This is a genomic window from Nocardioides sp. 31GB23 (assembly GCF_040012395.1).
GTDB classification, from domain to species: Bacteria; Actinomycetota; Actinomycetes; order Propionibacteriales; family Nocardioidaceae; genus Nocardioides; species Nocardioides salarius.
The window spans coordinates 17,166-35,146 of sequence record NZ_JBDYKJ010000052.1 but is presented as its reverse complement, the minus strand read 5'-3'; the positions used below and the strand labels follow the sequence as shown (position 1 = coordinate 35,146).

19 protein-coding genes are annotated in these 17,981 nt (G+C 72.9%); 3 read left to right on the top strand and 16 right to left on the bottom strand.

The features are described from left to right. Positions 1–137: 137 nt before the first annotated feature. From ABKW28_RS16140 to pdxT, 10 genes are all read right to left on the bottom strand, one after another. A complete protein-coding gene (locus tag ABKW28_RS16140) occupies positions 138–2,381 on the bottom strand; it encodes a bifunctional (p)ppGpp synthetase/guanosine-3',5'-bis(diphosphate) 3'-pyrophosphohydrolase (RefSeq protein WP_348611481.1) in 2,244 nt (747 codons plus the stop codon). Between the two features lie 91 nt (positions 2,382–2,472). After that, complete coding sequence (locus ABKW28_RS16135; protein WP_193669354.1) at positions 2,473–3,045, bottom strand: adenine phosphoribosyltransferase; 573 nt, start codon at positions 3,043–3,045, stop codon at positions 2,473–2,475. Then, positions 3,042–4,298: a protein translocase subunit SecF gene (secF, locus tag ABKW28_RS16130; protein WP_348611478.1), complete on the bottom strand. Its 1,257-nt coding sequence runs from the start codon at positions 4,296–4,298 to the stop codon at positions 3,042–3,044. Before secF ends, ABKW28_RS16135 begins: the two co-directional genes overlap by 4 nt. Beyond that, the gene (gene secD, locus ABKW28_RS16125; protein ID WP_348611475.1) at positions 4,298–6,049 is read right to left on the bottom strand and encodes a protein translocase subunit SecD; all 1,752 of its coding nucleotides are present in this window, start codon (positions 6,047–6,049) and stop codon (positions 4,298–4,300) included. The genes secF and secD overlap by 1 nt, the downstream gene beginning before the upstream one ends. Position 6,050: 1 nt before the next feature. Next, positions 6,051–6,350: a preprotein translocase subunit YajC gene (gene yajC / locus ABKW28_RS16120; protein WP_307822753.1), complete on the bottom strand. Its 300-nt coding sequence runs from the start codon at positions 6,348–6,350 to the stop codon at positions 6,051–6,053. A 121-nt stretch (positions 6,351–6,471) separates the two neighbouring features. Continuing rightward, positions 6,472–7,503, bottom strand: a complete 1,032-nt coding sequence (gene ruvB / locus ABKW28_RS16115) for a Holliday junction branch migration DNA helicase RuvB (protein ID WP_227491862.1) — start codon at positions 7,501–7,503, stop codon at positions 6,472–6,474. Positions 7,504–7,557: 54 nt separating this feature from the next. After that, positions 7,558–8,169: a Holliday junction branch migration protein RuvA gene (ruvA, locus tag ABKW28_RS16110; RefSeq protein WP_348611473.1), complete on the bottom strand. Its 612-nt coding sequence runs from the start codon at positions 8,167–8,169 to the stop codon at positions 7,558–7,560. Further along, positions 8,166–8,723, bottom strand: coding sequence for a crossover junction endodeoxyribonuclease RuvC (gene ruvC, locus ABKW28_RS16105; RefSeq protein WP_227491860.1), 558 nt, complete (start codon positions 8,721–8,723; stop codon positions 8,166–8,168). Before ruvC ends, ruvA begins: the two co-directional genes overlap by 4 nt. 99 nt (positions 8,724–8,822) lie before the next feature. Then, on the bottom strand, positions 8,823–9,596 hold the full coding sequence (locus ABKW28_RS16100) for a YebC/PmpR family DNA-binding transcriptional regulator (protein WP_341229852.1): 774 nt from the start codon (positions 9,594–9,596) through the stop codon (positions 8,823–8,825). Between the two features lie 12 nt (positions 9,597–9,608). Then, positions 9,609–10,247 carry a pyridoxal 5'-phosphate synthase glutaminase subunit PdxT gene (gene pdxT / locus ABKW28_RS16095; RefSeq protein ID WP_348611470.1) on the bottom strand — a complete coding sequence of 213 codons (639 nt, stop codon included), beginning with the start codon at positions 10,245–10,247 and terminating at the stop codon, positions 9,609–9,611. A 56-nt stretch (positions 10,248–10,303) separates the two neighbouring features. On the opposite strand from pdxT, the gene ABKW28_RS16090 reads away from it, so the two are divergent. Beyond that, positions 10,304–11,092, top strand: a complete 789-nt coding sequence (locus ABKW28_RS16090; protein ID WP_193669347.1) for a hypothetical protein — start codon at positions 10,304–10,306, stop codon at positions 11,090–11,092. Between the two features lie 153 nt (positions 11,093–11,245). On the opposite strand, the gene pdxS is transcribed toward ABKW28_RS16090, so the two are convergent. Beyond that, entirely contained in the window at positions 11,246–12,163 is a 918-nt protein-coding gene (gene pdxS / locus ABKW28_RS16085; RefSeq protein WP_193669346.1) for a pyridoxal 5'-phosphate synthase lyase subunit PdxS, read from the bottom strand. A 21-nt stretch (positions 12,164–12,184) separates the two neighbouring features. Further along, a complete protein-coding gene (gene pgsA / locus ABKW28_RS16080) occupies positions 12,185–12,841 on the bottom strand; it encodes a phosphatidylinositol phosphate synthase (RefSeq protein WP_193669345.1) in 657 nt (218 codons plus the stop codon). 108 nt (positions 12,842–12,949) lie between these two features. Here pgsA and ABKW28_RS16075 point away from each other — a divergent pair, with 108 nt between their 5' ends. Beyond that, positions 12,950–13,087 (top strand): hypothetical protein, encoded by a 138-nt coding sequence (locus ABKW28_RS16075; protein WP_193669344.1) that lies wholly within the window; start codon positions 12,950–12,952, stop codon positions 13,085–13,087. A gap of 32 nt (positions 13,088–13,119) precedes the next feature. Beyond that, the gene (locus ABKW28_RS16070; protein WP_348611468.1) at positions 13,120–14,250 is read left to right on the top strand and encodes a N(5)-(carboxyethyl)ornithine synthase; all 1,131 of its coding nucleotides are present in this window, start codon (positions 13,120–13,122) and stop codon (positions 14,248–14,250) included. Between the two features lie 7 nt (positions 14,251–14,257). Here ABKW28_RS16070 and ABKW28_RS16065 read toward each other — a convergent pair whose 3' ends face one another. The 4 genes from ABKW28_RS16065 to ABKW28_RS16050 all read right to left on the bottom strand — a co-directional run bounded on the left by ABKW28_RS16065 (position 14,258) and on the right by ABKW28_RS16050 (position 17,974). Continuing rightward, positions 14,258–14,797 carry an HIT domain-containing protein gene (locus tag ABKW28_RS16065; RefSeq protein WP_348611465.1) on the bottom strand — a complete coding sequence of 180 codons (540 nt, stop codon included), beginning with the start codon at positions 14,795–14,797 and terminating at the stop codon, positions 14,258–14,260. 24 nt (positions 14,798–14,821) lie between these two features. Further along, complete coding sequence (locus tag ABKW28_RS16060) at positions 14,822–15,436, bottom strand: antibiotic biosynthesis monooxygenase (RefSeq protein ID WP_348611463.1); 615 nt, start codon at positions 15,434–15,436, stop codon at positions 14,822–14,824. 142 nt (positions 15,437–15,578) lie between these two features. Beyond that, on the bottom strand, positions 15,579–16,298 hold the full coding sequence (locus tag ABKW28_RS16055) for a TetR/AcrR family transcriptional regulator (RefSeq protein WP_348611460.1): 720 nt from the start codon (positions 16,296–16,298) through the stop codon (positions 15,579–15,581). After that, positions 16,202–17,974, bottom strand: coding sequence for an FAD-dependent oxidoreductase (locus ABKW28_RS16050; protein WP_348611458.1), 1,773 nt, complete (start codon positions 17,972–17,974; stop codon positions 16,202–16,204). Before ABKW28_RS16050 ends, ABKW28_RS16055 begins: the two co-directional genes overlap by 97 nt. Between the last annotated feature and the right edge of the window lie 7 nt (positions 17,975–17,981).

Sequence of the window (17,981 nt, the reverse complement as noted above, 5' to 3'; positions counted from 1 at the left end):
CACCCGTTGGTCGAGCAGCGAGGGCCGAAGGCTCGAGCGACGCCGAGACCCCGCGACCACCCGGCGTACGGCGAGCGCGTCGCTCACCCGGTCTCGGCGACGCTCCTCGCTGGCGCTCGTCACTGCTCGGGGAGCGGCTACTGGGTGACGCGGTAGGCGTCGAAGACGCCGGGGACGCCGCGCACGGCGCGCAGCACGGTGTCGAGGTGCTTGGTCTCGGCCATCTCGAAGGTGAAGCGGCTCTTGGCGACACGGTCGCGGCTGGTGGCCAGCTGGGCGGAGAGGATGTTCACGTGGGCGTCGGAGAGCGCCATGGTGATGTCGGAGAGCAGGCGTGCGCGGTCGAGGGCCTCCACCTGGATGTTGACCAGGAACGTCGAGGTCGTGGTCGGGGCCCACTCGACGTCGAGGAGCTTCTCGGGCTGGGTCTGCAGGGATGAGGCGTTGGTGCAGTCCTGGCGGTGCACCGAGACCCCGCCGCCCTTGGTGACGAAGCCGAGGATCGGGTCGGGCGGCACGGGGGTGCAGCACTTGGCCAGCTTGACCCACAGGTCGGAGGCCCCCTTGACGACCACGCCGGCGTCGCCGGTGCCCGCCGTACGCCGGTGGGCTCGGCGCCCGGTGATCGTGACCGCCTCGGCGAGGTCCTCCTCGGCGCCCTGCGCGCCGCCGTGCAGCTCGAGCACCTGCTTGACCACGGCCTGGGCGGAGAGGTTGTTCTCCCCCACCGCCGCGTAGAGCGCGGTGACGTCGGCGATCTTGAAGTGCTCGGCGGCCAGCGTCAGCGACTCGTGCGAGAGCAGCCGCTTGAGGGGCAGGCCCTCCTTGCGCATCAGCTTGGCGATCTGGTCCTTGCCCTGCTCGATCGCCTCCTCGCGCCGCTCCTTGGTGAACCACTGGCGGATCTTGTTGCGCGCGCGGGGCGACTTCACGAAGCCCAGCCAGTCGCGCGAGGGGCCGGCGTTGACGGACTTGGAGGTGAAGACCTCGATCACGTCGCCGTTCTCGAGCTTCGACTCCAGCGGCACCAGGCGACCGTTGACGCGTGCGCCGATGGTGTGGTGACCGACCTCGGTGTGCACGGCGTAGGCGAAGTCGACCGGGGTGGAGCCCGCCGGCAGCGCGATCACGTCGCCGCGCGGGGTGAAGACGTAGGTCTCGGCCCGGTTGATCTCGAAGCGCAGCGACTCCAGGAACTCGCCCGGATCCTCGACCTCGCTCTGCCAGTCGAGCAGCTGGCGCACCCACGACATGTCGCCGGCCCCGGCGGCCTGGTCGGCGCGCCGGTCGGTGTCGACGCCGGCGCGGCCGTCCTCCTTGTACTTCCAGTGCGCGGCGACGCCGTACTCGGCGCGCCGGTGCTGGGCGAAGGTGCGGATCTGCATCTCGACCGGCTTGCCCTGCGGGCCCATCACGGTGGTGTGCAGCGACTGGTACATGTTGAACTTCGGCATCGCGACGTAGTCCTTGAACCGCCCCAGCACCGGGTTCCAGCGCGAGTGCAGGATGCCCAGCACCGCGTAGCAGTCGCGGTCCTCCTCGACGAGCACGCGGATGCCGACCAGGTCGTAGATGTCGGAGAACTCGCGTCCGCCCACGATCATCTTCTGGTAGATCGAGTAGTAGTGCTTGGGCCGGCCGGTGACCTTGGCCTTGATCCGGGCCTCGCGCAGGTCCTCCTCGACCTGGCTGATCACCTGCGCCATGAACTGCTCGCGCGAGGGTGCGCGCTCGGCGACCATCCGCACGATCTCGTCGTAGATCTTGGGGTGCAGGGTTGCGAAGGCGAGGTCCTCGAGCTCCCACTTGATGGTGTTCATGCCCAGCCGGTGGGCCAGCGGGGCGTAGATGTCGAGGGTCTCGCGAGCCGTGCGCTCCTGGCTCTTCTGCGGCACGAAGCGCAGCGTGCGCATGTTGTGCAGGCGGTCGGCCAGCTTGATGACCAGCACCCGGATGTCGCGCGACATCGCCACGATCATCTTGCGGATCGTCTCGGCCTGCGCCGAGTCGCCGTAGACGACCTTGTCGAGCTTGGTCACGCCGTCGACCAGCAGCGCCACCTCCTCGCCGAAGTCGGCCGTCAGCTCCTCGAGCGTGTAGGAGGTGTCCTCGACGGTGTCGTGCAGGAGGGCCGCGGCCAGCGTCGGCTCGGTCATGCCGATGCCGGCCAGGATCGTGGTCACCGCGAGCGGGTGGGTGATGTAGGGGTCGCCGCTCTTGCGCATCTGGGTGCCGTGCAGCCGCTCGGCGGTGGTGTACGCACGCTCCAGCAGGGCCAGGTCGGCCTTGGGGTGGTTGGCGCGCACCGCGCGGAAGAGCGGGTCGAGGACCGGGTTGGCCGTCGGGCTGCGGTGACCCATCCGGGCCAGTCGCGCGCGCATGCTCCGGGCCGAGGCCGGGACCACGTCGTGGACGCGCTCCGGCCCCGCCTCGGGGGTCGGGGCGGGTCGGTCCTGGCTCACGGCGACCAGTCTAGGGCGCGTCGAGGGAGGGCTCGGCGCCGACGCTCATCAAGGTGGTGACCGCGACGTCGCCCAGGGCCTCGCGCCAGGGCAGGAACGCCAGGTCCATCAGCACGGCGACGCCGACCACCTCGGCGCCGCAGCGCTCGACCAGGTCGACGGTGGCGCGGGCGGTGCCGCCGGTGGCCAGGACGTCGTCGACCAGCAGCACCCGGCTGCCGGCGCCGACCGCGTCGGTGTGCATCTCCAGGGTCGCCGAGCCGTACTCGAGGTCGTAGGAGACAGCGTGGGTCTCGCGCGGCAGCTTGCCGGCCTTGCGCACGGGCACGAACCCGGCGCCCAGGGCGAGCGCCACGGGGGCGCCGAGGATGAACCCGCGGGCCTCCATGCCCACGACGACGTCGACGACCGGGCGGCCGGCCTCGTCACGACCGGCGTGCGCGAGCCCCGCCACCACCGCCGCGAGGCCGGTGTGGTCGGCCAGCAGCGGGGTGATGTCCTTGAACACGACCCCCGGCTCGGGGTAGTCGGGCACGTCGCGGACCAGCCGGGCGAGCGCCTCGCGGGCGCCGGCGAGGCTCACTTCTTGCCCCGCTTCGAACGGGTCTGGCGACTGGGCTGCTGACGCCCGGAGGCGCCGCTGGGGCGGACCTCGCCGCGGGCCGTCGGCAGCGTGCGGCCGCGGCCCATCGGCTCCTGCGCGCGGGGCGGGGCGGTGCGCGGCGGGGTCTGGCGCGGCTCGCCGGCCAGGGTGGTCGGCACCGGCGCGCCGGCGCCGGGGCGGGTCCCCGGCTCGTCGGCGGGCGGCAGGTCGTCGCGGTATCCGGGCACCGCGGCGTAGCGGTCGCCCTGGCGGGCGCGTGCCTTGGCGCGGCGCTCGGCCATCACGACCTCGGTCTCCCCCGACTTCAGGTCCACCAGCACCGGGGTGGCGATGAAGACCGAGGAGTAGGTGCCGGCCGCCATGCCGACGAAGAGCGCCAGGGCCAGGTCCTGCAGCGAGCTCGCGCCGAGCTGGACGGCGCCGACGTAGAGGATCGCGCCGACGGGCAGCAGCGCGACCAGCGAGGTGTTGATGGAGCGCACCAGCGTCTGGTTGACCGCCAGGTTGGCCGCGCGTGCGTACGTCGTACCGCCACGGCCGAGGCCGGCGGTGTTCTCGCGCACCTTGTCGAAGACCACGACCGTGTCGTAGAGCGAGAAGGCCAGGATCGTCAGCAGGCCGGTGACGGTGGCGGGGGTGACCTCGAAGCCGGACCAGGCGTAGACGCCCACGGTGATGACCACGTCGTGGGCCAGGGCGACCAGGGCCGCCACCGACATCTTCCACTCGCGGAAGTAGGCCCAGATGAAGAGCACCACGAAGAACAGGAAGACGGCCAGGCCGATCAGCGAGGAACGGGCCACGTCGGCGCCCCAGCTGGCTCCGATGTCCTCCTGGGACAGGTCGGCGGCCGGGTCGACCCCGGTGGCCTCGACGATGACCTGGGCCACCGTCGTGCTCTCCTCCTGCGAGAGCTGGCCGGTCTGCACCAGCAGCGCGTCGTCGCCCAGGGTGCTGACCACGGGCGAGGCCGCGCCCTCGACGCCGCTGTCGGCGACGACCTCGCGCAGCTCGTCGGCGTTCTGCTGGGTCGCCTCGGCCCCGACGCTGACGCGGTACTGCGTGCCGCCGGTGAACTCGATGCCCAGGTCGAGGCCGCGCACGCTGATGCCGAGGACCGCGACGGCCACCAGCACCGCGGAGATGGCGTACCAGACCCACTTGCGACCGACGAAGTCGACCGAGCGCTCGCCGGTGTAGAGGGCGTTGCCGAGTCGTGAGTACCGGCCCATCAGGCGGTCCCTCCTGCCGGGGCGCGGTCGACGCCGAGCGTCTCGGCGTTGAGGCCCGAGAGCTTGTGACCGCTGTGGAAGAACGGGAAACGGGCCAGCCACGAGACGGCCGGCTTGGTGAAGAAGAAGAAGACCACCAGGTCGATGATCGTGGTCAGGCCCAGCGCGAACGCGAAGCCCTTCACGACACCGGCGGCGAAGATGTAGAGGATCACCGCCGCCAGGATCGAGACGGCGTCGGCCGCGACCGCGGTGTTGCGGGCCCGCTTCCAGCCCGACTCGACCGCGACACGCATCGACTTGCCGTCGCGCATCTCGTCGCGGATCCGCTCGAAGAGCACGATGAACGAGTCGGCGGTGATGCCGACGGCCACGATCAGGCCGGCGATGCCGGGCAGGGTCAGCGTGAAGCCCGCCGTCTCGCTGAGCAGCAGGACCATGCCGTAGGTGACGGCGCCGGCCACCACCAGCGAGGCGATCACCACGGTGCCGAGCCCCCGGTAGTAGAGCAGGCAGTAGAGCATCACCACGCCCAGGCCGATGCCGCCGGCCAGCAGGCCGGCGGAGAGCTGGTCACCGGCCAGCGTCGGGCCCACGACCTGGGTCAGCGGGTCGTCCTCGAAGGCGATCGGCAGCGCGCCGAACTTCAGGCTGGTGGCCAGGCTGCCGGCGGTCTCCTCGTTGAAGTCGCCGCTGATCTGCGCGTTGCCGTCGACGATCACACCGTTCATGGTCGGCGCGGAGAGGACCTCGCCGTCGAGCACGATGGCGAACTGCTTCTCGGTGCCGAACAGGGAGCGCGAGATGTCGGCGAAGGTGTTGGTGCCACCACCGTCGAAGGACAGCTGCACCACGTAGCCGATCTCACCCTGGGGGATCGCGGCCGAGGCGTCGGAGAGCTCGGTGCCCTCGATCATCGCCGGCGAGAGCAGGTAGGCCACGCCGTCCTCGTCGCAGGTCACCAGCGGGGCGTCGGGGTCGTCGGTCATCGGCGTGGCCGGGCCGTCGGCGGGGCACTGGTACTGGCTGAAGGCGGCCACGCACTCCGACGTCGGCTGGTCGATCCACGCCAGCGGGTCGTCGGTCAGCGGGTCGTCGGCGGCCGCGGTGACGCACTGCGCGTAGACGTCGCCGCCCTTGCCGCCGTTGCCGTTGCCGCCGTTGCCCTGCTGGGTGGGCTCCTCGGTCGGCTCGTCGGTGGGCTGCTCGCCCTCGCCGCCGGCCTTGACGCCGAAGCCGACCGTGGGCCGGTTGTTGCCCTGCTGCTGCTCGGACTGCCCGGGCTGCTCGCCCTGCTCGCCCTGCTGGTCGGAGCCGCCCGAACCGTTCGTGGACGGCGCCTGCGGGATGATGTCGTCGGGCAGCCCGGTGGTGCTCTGGCAGCGCCCGTCGACCTGCGAGCAGGCCACCAGGCGGAAGCGCAGCTGGGCGGTGCGCTGCACGGTGTCGAGCAGGTCGCGCCGGTTCTCGCCGGGCACCTCCACGACGATGTCCTGACCGCCCTGGGTGGTCACCTCGGCCTCGGCGACGCCCGAGCCGTTGACACGGTCGTCGATGATCTTGCGGGCCTCCTCGAGCGACTCCTCGCTCGGGTCGCCCTCGGCGCGCAGGGTGATGCTGGTGCCGCCCTGCAGGTCGAGGCCCAGCTGGGGCGTCCAGCTGCCGGCCAGGGCCACCAGCCCGAAGAGGACGGCGGTGGAGACGAAGAAGGCGACCAGGGTCCGGCCGGGGCCGGAGGTGCGTCGGGCCACCTCAGAGCTCCTCGGGGCCGGCGGGCTCGTCGCGGGCGTCGTCACGCGCGACGATCCGGCCGACGGCACCGCGCGCGACGCGCAGCACCACCCCGGGGGCGACCTCGAGCTCGAAGGTGTCCTCGGCGAGCCCGCGCACGGTGCCCTGGATGCCGGAGGTGAGCATCACCTCGTCACCGACGGCGATGGACTGCTGCATCGAGACGAGCTCGCGGTTGCGCCGGGACTGCGGACGGATGATCAGCAGCCAGAACACGAACGCGATGCCCAGCAGGGGCAGGAAGGGGGCGATGGCCTCCACGAAGGACCTCTCCACGTACGACGACAGGGGGTGACCGCCGGGAGCTGGCCCGGGGACGGCCACGCGAAAGTGTAGCCGCGCCCCTGTGACCCACGGCATCGCCGCGGCGCGCGGGGCCGACTCAGTCGGGCTCGACCCCGAACAGCGTCTCCTCGCCGCCCGCCGGAGGCGTGAGCCCCAGGTGCGACCAGGCCGCCGCGGTGGCGACCCGTCCCCGCGGGGTGCGGGCCAGGAAGCCGATGCGCACCAGGAACGGCTCGGCGACCTCCTCGACCGTCTCGCGCTCCTCCCCCACGGCGACCGCGAGGGTCGAGACACCGACGGGCCCGCCGCCGAAGCGACGGCACAGCACGTCGATGACGCCGCGGTCGAGCCGGTCGAGCCCCAGCGCGTCGACCTCGTAGAGGTCGAGCGCGGCCTCGGCGACCTCGAGGGTGACCACCCCGCCGGCGCGCACCTGCGCGAAGTCGCGCACCCGGCGCAGCAGCCGGTTGGCGATGCGCGGGGTCCCGCGCGAGCGCGAGGCGATCTGGGCCGAGCCCTCGCTGGTCAGGTCGACGCCGAGCAGTCCGGCCGAGCGGTGCACGATCGTGTCGAGGTCGCGGGGCTCGTAGAACTCCAGCTGGGCGGTGAAGCCGAAGCGGTCGCGCAGCGGACCGGGGAGCAGCCCGGCACGGGTGGTGGCGCCGACCAGGGTGAACGGCGGGATCTCGAGCGGGATGGCGGTGGCGCCGGGGCCCTTGCCGATGACGACGTCGACCCGGAAGTCCTCCATCGCCATGTAGAGCATCTCCTCGGCCGGCCGCGACATCCGGTGGATCTCGTCGATGAAGAGCACGTCGCCCTCGTTGAGACCCGACAGGATCGCCGCGAGGTCGCCGGCGTGGGTGATGGCCGGGCCGCTGGTCAGGCGCAGCGGCACGCTCATCTCGTGGGCGATGATCATCGCCAGCGTGGTCTTGCCCAGACCGGGAGGGCCCGAGAGCAGCACGTGGTCGGGGGCCCGCTCGCGCATCCGGGCGGCCTCGAGGACCAGCCCGAGCTGGTCGCGCACCCGCTGCTGGCCCACGACCTCGTCGAGGGTGCGCGGGCGCAGGGCGGCCTCGACGGCGCGCTCGTCGCCGTCGGCCTCGGCCACGGTCAACGAGCGCAGGTGGCTCTCCTCGGCGGCGGCGTACTCGTCGTGGGGGTCGTCGTGCACGGGTGATCAGGCCTTCGAGAGCATGCGCAGGGCCGAGCGCAGCAGGGTCGCGACGTCGGGGCTCGCCGCGGCCTGCGGCGCCACCTCGTCGACCGCCCGGTCGGCGTCCTTGGCCGACCAGCCGAGCCCGACGAGTCCCTGGTGCACCTGGTCGCGCCACGGCTCCGCGCTGGCGGCCGGGGCGGCGACCCCGCGCCCGCCGACGGGCGCGCCGAGGCGGTCCTTGAGCTCGAGGATGATCCGCTGGGCGCCCTTCTGGCCGATGCCCGGCACCCGGGTCAGGGTCTTGACGTCCTCGGAGCCCACCGCGCGGCGCAGGTCGTCGGGCGCCAGGACGGCGAGCATCGCCTGGGCGAGCTTGGGGCCGACCCCCGAGGCCGTCTGCAGCAGCTCGAAGCAGGCCTTCTCGTCGTCGTCGAGGAAGCCGAAGAGGGTCAGCGACTCCTCCCGCACGACCATCGAGGTGGGCAGCGTGGCCTGCTGGCCGGTGCCGATCTTGGGCGAGAGCGTGGCCAGGGTGCCGGGGGTGCACATCAGCTCGAGGCCGACGCCACCCACCTCCAGCACCGCGCTGTTGAGCGTCACCGCGGCCACCGGGCCTCGGACGTAGGCGATCACGGGGTCCTCCTGGGAAGCGTGCGGGTGGGGACGGCGCGGCTGGGGACGGCGCGGGTCTGGCGGGCCACGGCCTGCTCGAGGCGCGCCTGCGCTCCCCCGCGCCAGATGTGGGTGATGGCCAGCGCGAGCGCGTCGGCGGCGTCGGCGGGCTTGGGCGGCGCGTCGAGGCGCAGGATGCGCGTCACCATCGCGCCGACCTGCTGCTTGGTGGCCCGGCCGCTGCCGGAGACGGCCGCCTTGACCTCGCTCGGGGTGTGCAGCGCGATCGGCAGGCCCAGCCGGGCGGCCACCACCATGGCGATGCCGCTGGCCTGGGCGGTGCCCATCACGGTGGAGACGTCGGAGCGGGCGAAGACCCGCTCGACCGCGACCGCGTCGGGACGGTGCTCCTCGATCCAGGCCTCGACGCCCTTCTCGATGGTCACCAGGCGCTGGGCCACCGGCAGGTCGCTGCTGGTGCGCAGCACGTTGACGTCGACCAGGCTCAGCGGACGCCCGACCGAGCCGTCGACCACGCCCATCCCGCAGCGGGTCAGCCCGGGGTCGATCCCCAGCACGCGCATCGGACCACCTTCCCGTCGAACGTCTGTTCGCACGTGCCGACGGTACGCGACCACCCGGTCCGCGCGTCGTACGACACGCGGCGGGGCCGCTCAGTCCTCGCTGTCCTCGAGCTCGGCCAGCACGACGTCGGGGACGTCGAAGTTGGCGTAGAGGTTCTGCACGTCGTCGAGGTCCTCGAGGATGTCGACGAGGCGGAACATCTTGGCCGCGCCGTCCTTGTCGAGCGCGACCTGCATGTCGGGCACGAACTGCGCCTCGGCGGAGTCGTAGTCGATGCCGGCGGCCTGCAGCGCGGTGCGCACCCCGACCAGGTCGGTGGCCTCGGAGACGACCTCGAAGGACTCCCCCAGGTCGTTGACGTCCTCGGCGCCCGCGTCGAGGGTCGCCTCGAGCAGGTCGTCCTCGGCCACGGTGCGGCCCTCCTGCTCCTTGGCCACGACCACGACGCCCTTGCGGTGGAAGAGGAAGGAGACCGAGCCCGGGTCGGCCAGCGAGCCGCCGTTGCGGGTCATCGCCGTGCGGACCTCCATCGCGGCCCGGTTCTTGTTGTCGGTGAGGCACTCGATGAGCATCGCCACGCCGCTGGGGCCGTAGCCCTCGTACATGATCGTCTGGTAGTCGGCGCCGCCGGTCTCGGCCCCGGAGCCGCGCTTGACCGCGCGGTCGATGTTGTCGTTGGGGACCGAGGACTTCTTGGCCTTCTGGATGGCGTCGTAGAGCGTCGGGTTGCCCGTCGGGTCACCGCCGCCCATCCGGGCCGCGACCTCGACGTTCTTGACCAGCTTGGCGAACATCTTGCCGCGCTTGGCGTCGACGATCGCCTTCTTGTGCTTGGTGGTCGCCCACTTGGAGTGTCCAGACATGCGTCTTCCCGTCTACTCGGCTCTGCTGCGTGGCCGCACCAGGTCCACGAGCAGCTGGTGGACCCGGGAGTCGTCACCCACCTCGGGGTGGAACGACGTCGCCATCAGGTGGCCCTCACGGACCGCGACGATCCTACCCGCGGCCTCGCCGTGGTCGACACGGGCGAGCACCTCGACCCCGGGGCCGACCTCCTCCACCCACGGAGCACGGATGAAGACGCCGTGCACGGGCTCGTCGAGACCGGCCATCGTGACCGTGCCCTCGAAGGAGGCCACCTGGCGGCCGAAGGCGTTGCGGCGCACCGTCATGTCGATGCCGCCGAGGGTCTCCTGGCCCTCGGCACCGTCGACGACCCGCTTGGCGAGCAGGATCATACCCGCGCAGGTGCCCAGGGTCGGCAGCCCGCCGGCGACGGCCTCGCGGAGCGGCTCCAGCAGCCCGAAGCTGCGCGCCAGCCGCGCCATCGTCGTGCTCTCGCCACCCGGCAGCACCAGCGCGTCGCAGGCGGCGAGCTCGTCGGGGCGGCGTACCCGCACGGTGGCGCAGCCGAGCCGCTCGAGGGCGGCGACGTGCTCGCGCACGTCACCCTGGAGCGCGAGGACGCCGACGGTCGGCTGCGGGGCTGCGGGCGCGGGCGGGGGCGAGGGCACGGGCGGAGTCTAGGGACCGCTGCGTGGGCGCTCCCGGCCGGTGGCACAGTGGTCGCATGCGTGCAACGAGGCTGGCGGTGCCCCTGGTCGTGGTCGCGCTGGCAGCCGGCGCCTGCGGCGACGACGGCGACGGCGACGGCGACGAGCCGGTCGCCGCCGAGCCCCGGAGCCTGGCCTCGGTGGACCCCACCGGGTCGCCCGCGGACCCGGCGGAGGTGCAGGCGGCCGACGAGCCGCAGGCGGCGTACCTGGCCTGGCTGGACGCGCTCGGGGCGCGCGACGCCGCGGCGGCGTGCGAGCGGCACGCCCCCGAGCTGACGATCGAGCTGCGCTACGAGGCGATCCTGCTCGACCGCGCCGAGCTGGGCGACCCCTGCACCGGGTTCGTCGCGCTGCTGTGGGAGGACCCGCTGCGCGAGGTCGACCCGGTCGAGCTGGAGACGACGCGGGCCACCGAGGAGAAGGCGACGGTGGCCGCGCGGTTCGACGCAGGCTCCGAGACCGCACAGCTGGTCTACCACCGGGCGCAGTGGCGGGTGCTGAGCACCGCGAGCCGCACCGATCCCCTGCCCGGCGCCACCGACGGGGCGCCCCAACGCTGGGTGCGCGAGTGGTGCGACCTCGCGGTGGGCGCCGAGCGCGGCGACGTCGTCGCACGCATGGGCGAGCCCTCCGGCGAGTACACCCTCGACGACGGCGGTGAGCCGCAGCTGTGGTGGGCCCAGGACCAGTACGACTTCCGCGCCTACCTCGACGCCCGGGGCCGGGTGCTCGACCTGGTCGGCGACTACGACGCCCTCGGCGCCGCCGACCGCGACCAGCTGGACTGCCCCGAGCTCAGGTGAGGCACGAGCGGTCACTTGCGCACCACCCACCGGTCGATTTCGCACCATCGACCGGTCAGCGGGCGGTTCGGGCCGGGTCGGCGCGAAGTTCGGGCCGGGTCAGCGCGAGATCTGCGCCGGGTCAGCGGGCGGTTCGGGCCGGGTCGGCGTGGGTCACCAGCCGCGCTCGGAGAGACGGTGCGGGGCGGGGATCTCGTCGACGTTGAGGCCGACCATCGCCTCGCCCAGGCCGCGGGAGACCTTGGCGACCATGGCCGGGTCGTCGTGGAAGGTGGTGGCCTTGACGATGGCCTCGGCGCGCTGGGCGGGGTTGCCGGACTTGAAGATGCCCGAGCCCACGAAGACGCCGTCGGCGCCGAGCTGCATCATCATCGCGGCGTCGGCGGGGGTGGCGATGCCGCCGGCGGTGAAGAGGACGACGGGCAGGCTGCCGCGCTCGGCGACCTCGGCCACCAGGTCGTAGGGGGCCTGCAGCTCCTTGGCTGCGACGTAGAGCTCGTCCTTCGACAGGCCCTTGAGGCGGCGGATCTCGCCGAGGATGGTGCGCATGTGGGTCACGGCGTTGGAGACGTCGCCGGTGCCGGCCTCGCCCTTCGAGCGGATCATCGCCGCGCCCTCGGTGATGCGGCGCAGCGCCTCGCCGAGGTTGGTGGCACCGCAGACGAACGGCACCGTGAACTGCCACTTGTCGATGTGGTTGGCGTAGTCGGCCGGGGTGAGCACCTCGGACTCGTCGACGTAGTCGACCCCGAGGCTCTGCAGCACCTGGGCCTCGACGAAGTGGCCGATGCGGGCCTTGGCCATCACCGGGATCGAGACGGCCTCGATGATCGAGTCGATCATGTCGGGGTCGGAGGCGCGCGAGACGCCGCCCTGGGCGCGGATGTCGGCGGGGACCCGCTCGAGGGCCATCACCGCGACGGCGCCGGCGTCCTCGGCGATGCGCGCCTGCTCGGCGGTCACCACGTCCATGATGACGCCGCCCTTGAGCATCTCGGCCATGCCCCGCTTGACCCGGTCGGTACCGGTCGTGGGCTGGTCGGTGGCGGGCTGCTGGGGCGTCTGCGTCATGCCCCCGATTCTACGCGGCGTTTACCCGGCCGACCGATTCTGCGTCGGCCCCTGGTCACCGGCGGCGGCATCGGCCGCGACGGCCTGCTTGCGGACCTTCTCGACGCGGTAGACGACCGTGGCGGTGTTGGCGAACGCGAGGATCCACAAGGCGGCGTGCATCAGCACCGGGACGCCGAAGATCGCGCCCAGGCCGGTGGCCACCAGGATCAGCACCAGCCGGTCGGCACGCTCGGCCAGACCACCCTTGGCGTCCATGCCCAGGGACTCGGCGCGGGCGCGGGCGTAGGAGGTCACCGAGCCCATCACCACGCAGTACAGCGACAGCGACAGGTAGAGCATCGAGTCGCCGGGGCCGGCGAAGTAAAGCACCAGGCCGCCGAAGACGGCGCCGTCGCCGATGCGGTCGAGGGTGGAGTCCCAGAACGCGCCGAACTTCGAGGAGCGCCCCAGTCGGCGGGCCATCTGGCCGTCGACGAGGTCGCTGAAGACGAAGGCGGTGATGAACAGGACACCGATCAGCAGCTCGCCCTGGGGGAAGAAGACCAGCGCTCCCGCGGCGACGCCGATCGTGCCGACGAGGGTCACCGCGTCGGGGCTGATGCCCAACCTGATGAAGAGCGTGACGAAGGGGGCGAGCACGACGCCCTGCCAGAAGCCTTTGAACCTGTCCAACATGGTGGGCGCAGGCTATCGGTACGCCGGCCCGGCGCGGCGTCGGGTGCGGGGAACAGGCGTACAGTCGACAGACCCGGCCATCCAGGCCAGCCATCAGAGAGGTCGCGCATGAGCGACAAGTCGCCGCGGCACGGCAAGTCCCCCAAGTCCAGCAAGTCCATCAAGGAGAAGCGGGCGGAGAAGCGGGACAAGACCTCCTCGACCATCGCCGACCCGATCGTGAAGCCGTCCGACAAGCGACGATGACGGGGCCCACACCCCTCCTGACGTTGGGGGTCGTGGCCACCTCGGCCAAGGAGAACGAGCACCGGCTCCCCCTCCATCCCGCCCTGATCGGCCAGCTCGACGCCGACCTGCGCGCCCAGATCACCCTGGAGACCGGCTACGGCGAGCGGTTCGGCTACCTCGACGGCGAGCTCGCCGGACTCGTCGGCGCGCTGGCCCCGCGGGCCGAGCTGCTGGCGCTCTCCGACGTGGTGCTGCTGCCCAAGCCCCAGCTCGCCGACGTGCGTGCCCTGCGGCCAGGGGGCGTGCTGTGGGGCTGGCCGCACTGCGTGCAGGACACGGCGCTGACCCAGGCCGCCATCGACGGTGGGCTCACGCTGATCGCCTTCGAGGCGATGAACCACTGGACGCGCGCAGGTGGCGTCGGGCTGCACGTCTTCCACAAGAACAACGAGCTCGCGGGCTACAGCTCGGTCATGCATGCGCTGCAGCTGGCGGGCAGGACGGGTGACTACGGCCGCCGGCTCACCGCGACCGTGATCGGGTTCGGGGCCACCGCGCGAGGCGCGGTCACCGCCCTCAACGCGCTCGGCGTGCACGACGTGACGGTGCTGACCAGTCGTGACGTCGCGGCGGTCGGCTCCCCCATCCACTCCGTGCTGATCCGCCACCTCGATCCCGACGAGCAGGAGCCGCACCTGAGCGTGATCACCGAGAAGGGGCGCGAGCCCCTTCCGGCCTACCTCGCCGAGCGCGACATCATCGTCAACTGCACCCTGCAGGACCCCACGGCGCCCTGGATGTACCTGAGGGAGAGCGACCTGGGTGCGTTCCGCCGGGGCAGCGTCATCGTCGACGTCTCCTGCGACGAGGCGATGGGCTTCGACTGGGCTCGCCCGACGGGCTTCGACGCCCCGGCGTTCGAGGTGGGCGACCACGTCACCTACTACGCGGTCGACCACAGTCCCTCCTACCTGTGGGAGTCGGCGACGTGGGAGAACAGCCAGGCGCTGTCACCGTTCCTGCGCACGGTGCTCTCCGGGCCGGGTGGCTGGGACGCCGACGAGACGATCTCCCGCGCCATCGAGGTGCGCGAGGGGCGCGTGGTGAACCCGGCGATCCTGGCCTTCCAGGGCCGGACGAGCGAACACCCGCACCTGGTGGGCACCTCGACGGGAGCCTGAGGAGTTCTCAGGCCCAGGCCTGCGCCAGCAGGTCACGGGTCTGGTCGAGCAGCTCGGGCAACGTCTTGGTGCGCCCGATGATGGGCATGAAGTTCTGGTCGCCCGGCCAGCGCGGTACGACGTGCTGGTGCAGGTGGGCGGCGATGCCGGCGCCGGCGATGTGGCCCTGGTTCATCCCGATGTTGAAGCCGCCCGCGCCCGAGGTGGCGCGCACGGTGCGCATCGCGGCCCGGGTCAGGTCGGCGATCTCGGCGGCCTCCTCGTCGGTGGTCTCGGTGTAGTCGGCGATGTGGCGGTAGGGGCAGACCATCAGGTGCCCGGGCGCGTAGGGGTAGAGGTTGAGCAGCACGAAGGCCAGCTCGCCGCGGTGCACCACCAGCCCCTCGGCGTCGTCGAGGCGCGGCACCCGGCAGAAGGGGCACTCCCCCGACGAGCCGTCGGCCGGCTTGTTCTCGCCGCGGATGTAGGCCATCCGGTGTGGCGTCCACAGCCGGTCGAGCTCGTCGGGATGGCCGATGCCGTCCTGGTGCAGCGTCTCGTCACTCACCCCACCGATCCTAGGAGCGCCCGCTCAGACCAGCTCGGGCAGCCTCAGGTGGGCGATCTCGAGGTCGAGCTCGCCGACGGCCAAGATCTCGAGCCCCATCTCGTCGGTGGCACGCCGACGCATCGCCGCCGCCTGGTCGCGGGTGGCCTCCAGGGCGCGGTGGTCGTCGAAGACCACCGTCGCACAGCCGCGGCCGGTGGAGCGGTCGACGAGCAGGCTGGCGCTGCAGAAGCCCTGGAGCTGCTCCACGCCCGGCAGGATCCGCTCGCGCCACGTCCGGGCCATCTGCTCGACGTCGTCGGTGCGGGCCCAGGTGATCCGGCAGCAGCTGCCCTCGTGGGTGGCGTGGTCGCGGTGCATCACCGCCACCTCCCACTCCTCGACGTGCGGGCTGCCGCCGAGGATCTTGCCGCCCTCGGCGCGCATCGGCCCGAGGTGCTGGTCGGCAGCGTGCATCGCCTCCTCGTCGCGCCACGAGCTGGTGGCGATGATCCGGCCCAGCTCCCGGTCGGCCACGAGAGACAGGCCCAGGCAGCCGTCCATCGCGGTCAGCGAGGGCATCACCTCGTCGCGGACGAACGCGACCGCCGCGTCGACCGCACCGGGGTCTCCGGTGATGGTGGTGGAACGTGCGTGCATGACGAGCTCCTTGTCGTCCACGGGCGCACCCGGGTGGCACGCCACCTCTCGACTCTCCTCGCCGCCCCGGCCCTCGGCAAGACCGAGGGGATGCCCCGTTGTGGGGATCTGGCCCGGGACCTGGGCCGTGGGTCCGGGCCGCTCAGCCGGCGGTCGAGCGGGAGCGAGCGAGCAGCACCTCGACCGGCTCGTCGCGCTCGAGCGGCACCCCGAGGGTGCGGGCGTGGCCCTGCAGCAGGTACCACACCGAGTCGGTGACCAGGGAGACGATCACGGGCGCCGGGGGCACCCGGTCGGGCCGCGACATCCAGCGGCGTACGGCGCTGAACACGGCGCCGACGAGCCCGAAGACCAGCGGGTCGACCGAGGCCCGCTCGTCCTCGCCGAGCTCGACCTCGAGCAGGTCGAACGCGGTGGTGATCAGCTCGGCCACCGCCAGCGCGATCCGCTCGATGCCGTGCTGCAGCGGCCCGGGACCGCTGGTGGAGGAGTCCTGCTCGGCGAGGCGGTGCAGGGCCGGGTGGGCGACCGCCCAGCCGACGTAGGTGGCCACGATCCGCTCGACGATCTGCGGGATCGTGCCCTCGAGGGTGACCTCGGGCAGCAGCTCGGCGTAGAGGGCGTCGACGATCTCGGCCTGCACGGCCCGGTCGAGGTCGGCGCGGTCGGCGAAGTGCCGGTAGACGACGGTGCGGCTCAGGCCGGCGCGGTCGGCGATCTGCTGGACGTGCACCTCGGCACCGGGCTCGCCCTCCTCGACGACGCTCAGCGCGGCGTCGAGGATGCGCTGGCGCCGCTCCTGGTTGTGCCGGTCCCAGCGGGCCTGGCGGCCGTCCGGGCGCGGCGTCGGGTCGCCCGCCACCGTGCTCCCCCTTCGCCGTCCAGCATCTCCCGGGCCGGATCGTACCCGCCGCCCACACGGGCGAGCCGGGCGACGCGCACCATCTCGTCGGGGTCGGCGATCTTGGCGCGCACGCTGCCCGCGACCTGGCCGCGCCGGCGCTCCTCGGCGTCGATGGCACGCCAGTCGTCGCGGTCGAGGACGCTCACACCACGTCGCGCGAGCAGCGCGCGCAGGTCGTCGGGGCCCCCGGCCGCCCGGACGGGCGGGGCGACCAGCCCGGCGTCGAGGTCGTCGAGCAGCGACTCGACGGTCTCGGCGGCGCAGGTCTTGTTGGTGCCGATGAAGCCCGCGGGGCCGCGCTTGAGCCAGCCGGCGACGTAGGTGCCCGGCTCCACCCGGCCGCGGTCGTGGGGCACCGTGGCACTGGCGGTGTCGAAGGGCAGCCCGGGCACGGGCAGCGAGCGGTAGCCGATCGAGCGCAGCACCAGCCCCGTCTCGACCACCTCGGTGCCGCCGGCGGGACGGCCCTCGGCGTCGGTGCGCCGCACCTCGAGCCCGCTGACCCTGCCCTGGCCCAGCAGCCGCAGCGGGGCCGCGCAGAAGCGCAGCACCACGGTGCACAGCGCGGGGTCGACCGGTCGGGCGGCCAGCCGCGCCAGCACCTCGGCGCGCCGGTCGTCGCCCAGCCCGGCGCCACCGTCGTCGACGACCACGTTGAGCCGCCCGCCCTCGGCGAGCGCGGCCAGGCCCAGCAGCTCGGGCAGCGTGTACGCCGCGTGGGCGGCGCCGCGGCGCCCCAGCACCACGACCTCGCGCACCCCGCTGCCGGCCAGCTCGACCCAGGCCGGCGCGGCGATGTCGGTGGGCCGCAGCTCGTCGGGGTCGGCGGTGAGCACCCGGGCCACGTCGAGGGCGACGTTGCCGGTGCCGACGACCACGGCGCGTCCGCGGGTGGCCGCCTCGGAGAGGTCCACCGGCAGGTCCCGGTGGTCGGGGTGGGCGTTGTACCAGCCGACCAGCGCCGTGGCCGACAGCGAGCCGGCGAGCTGCTCGCCGGGCAGGCCCAGCTCGCGGTCGCTGGCCGCGCCGGTGCTCCACACCACCGCGTCGTAGCGCTCCTGCAGCTCGGCGGCGGTTACGTCGCGACCGACCTCGACCCCCAGCAGGTAGCCGAAGCCGCGCTCGGCCTCGATGCGCGCGAAGAGCTCCTGGGCGCGCTTGGTGTCCTGGTGGTCGGGGGCCACGCCCGCGCGCACGAGGCCGTGGGGGGTGGGCAGCCGGTCGAGGACGTCGACGGTGACCTCGGGGTGCTTGAGCAGCTCGTCGGCGGCGTACAGGCCGGCGGGGCCGGCGCCGACCACCGCGACCCGCACCGGGCGCGGGTCGCGCAGCCGGCGCTGCGGCGGCACGACCGCGACGGGGGTGCGGTCCCGGTGCGGGAAGACGTCGTAGTACCCGGCGTTGATGTCGAGGTAGGCCAGCTCGTCCTCGGCCAGCGCGGTGTGCGGCTTGATCGCGTCGACGGGGCAGGCCGTGGCGCAGGCGCCGCAGTCGACGCAGCCGTCGGGGTCGACGTAGAGCATCTCGGCGGTGGCGAACCCGGGGTCCCCGGGCGCGGGGTGGATGCAGTTGACCGGGCAGGCCACCACGCACGAGGCGTCGGCGCAGCAGGACCGGGTGACGACGTAGGGCACGCGACGC

Bases quoted from the DNA above. Each gene is read 5' to 3' on its own strand.
- ABKW28_RS16140 (WP_348611481.1), bottom strand. From the start codon at position 2,381: ATGCGCGCGCGACTGGCCCGGATGGGTCACCGCAGCCCGACGGCCAAC.
- secF (WP_348611478.1), bottom strand. From the start codon at position 4,298: ATGGGCCGGTACTCACGACTCGGCAACGCCCTCTACACCGGCGAGCGC.
- ABKW28_RS16100 (WP_341229852.1), bottom strand. From the start codon at position 9,596: ATGTCTGGACACTCCAAGTGGGCGACCACCAAGCACAAGAAGGCGATC.
- ABKW28_RS16090 (WP_193669347.1), top strand. From the start codon at position 10,304: ATGCGTGCAACGAGGCTGGCGGTGCCCCTGGTCGTGGTCGCGCTGGCA.
- pdxS (WP_193669346.1), bottom strand. From the start codon at position 12,163: ATGACGCAGACGCCCCAGCAGCCCGCCACCGACCAGCCCACGACCGGT.
- pgsA (WP_193669345.1), bottom strand. From the start codon at position 12,841: ATGTTGGACAGGTTCAAAGGCTTCTGGCAGGGCGTCGTGCTCGCCCCC.
- ABKW28_RS16075 (WP_193669344.1), top strand. From the start codon at position 12,950: ATGAGCGACAAGTCGCCGCGGCACGGCAAGTCCCCCAAGTCCAGCAAG.
- ABKW28_RS16060 (WP_348611463.1), bottom strand. From the start codon at position 15,436: ATGCACGCACGTTCCACCACCATCACCGGAGACCCCGGTGCGGTCGAC.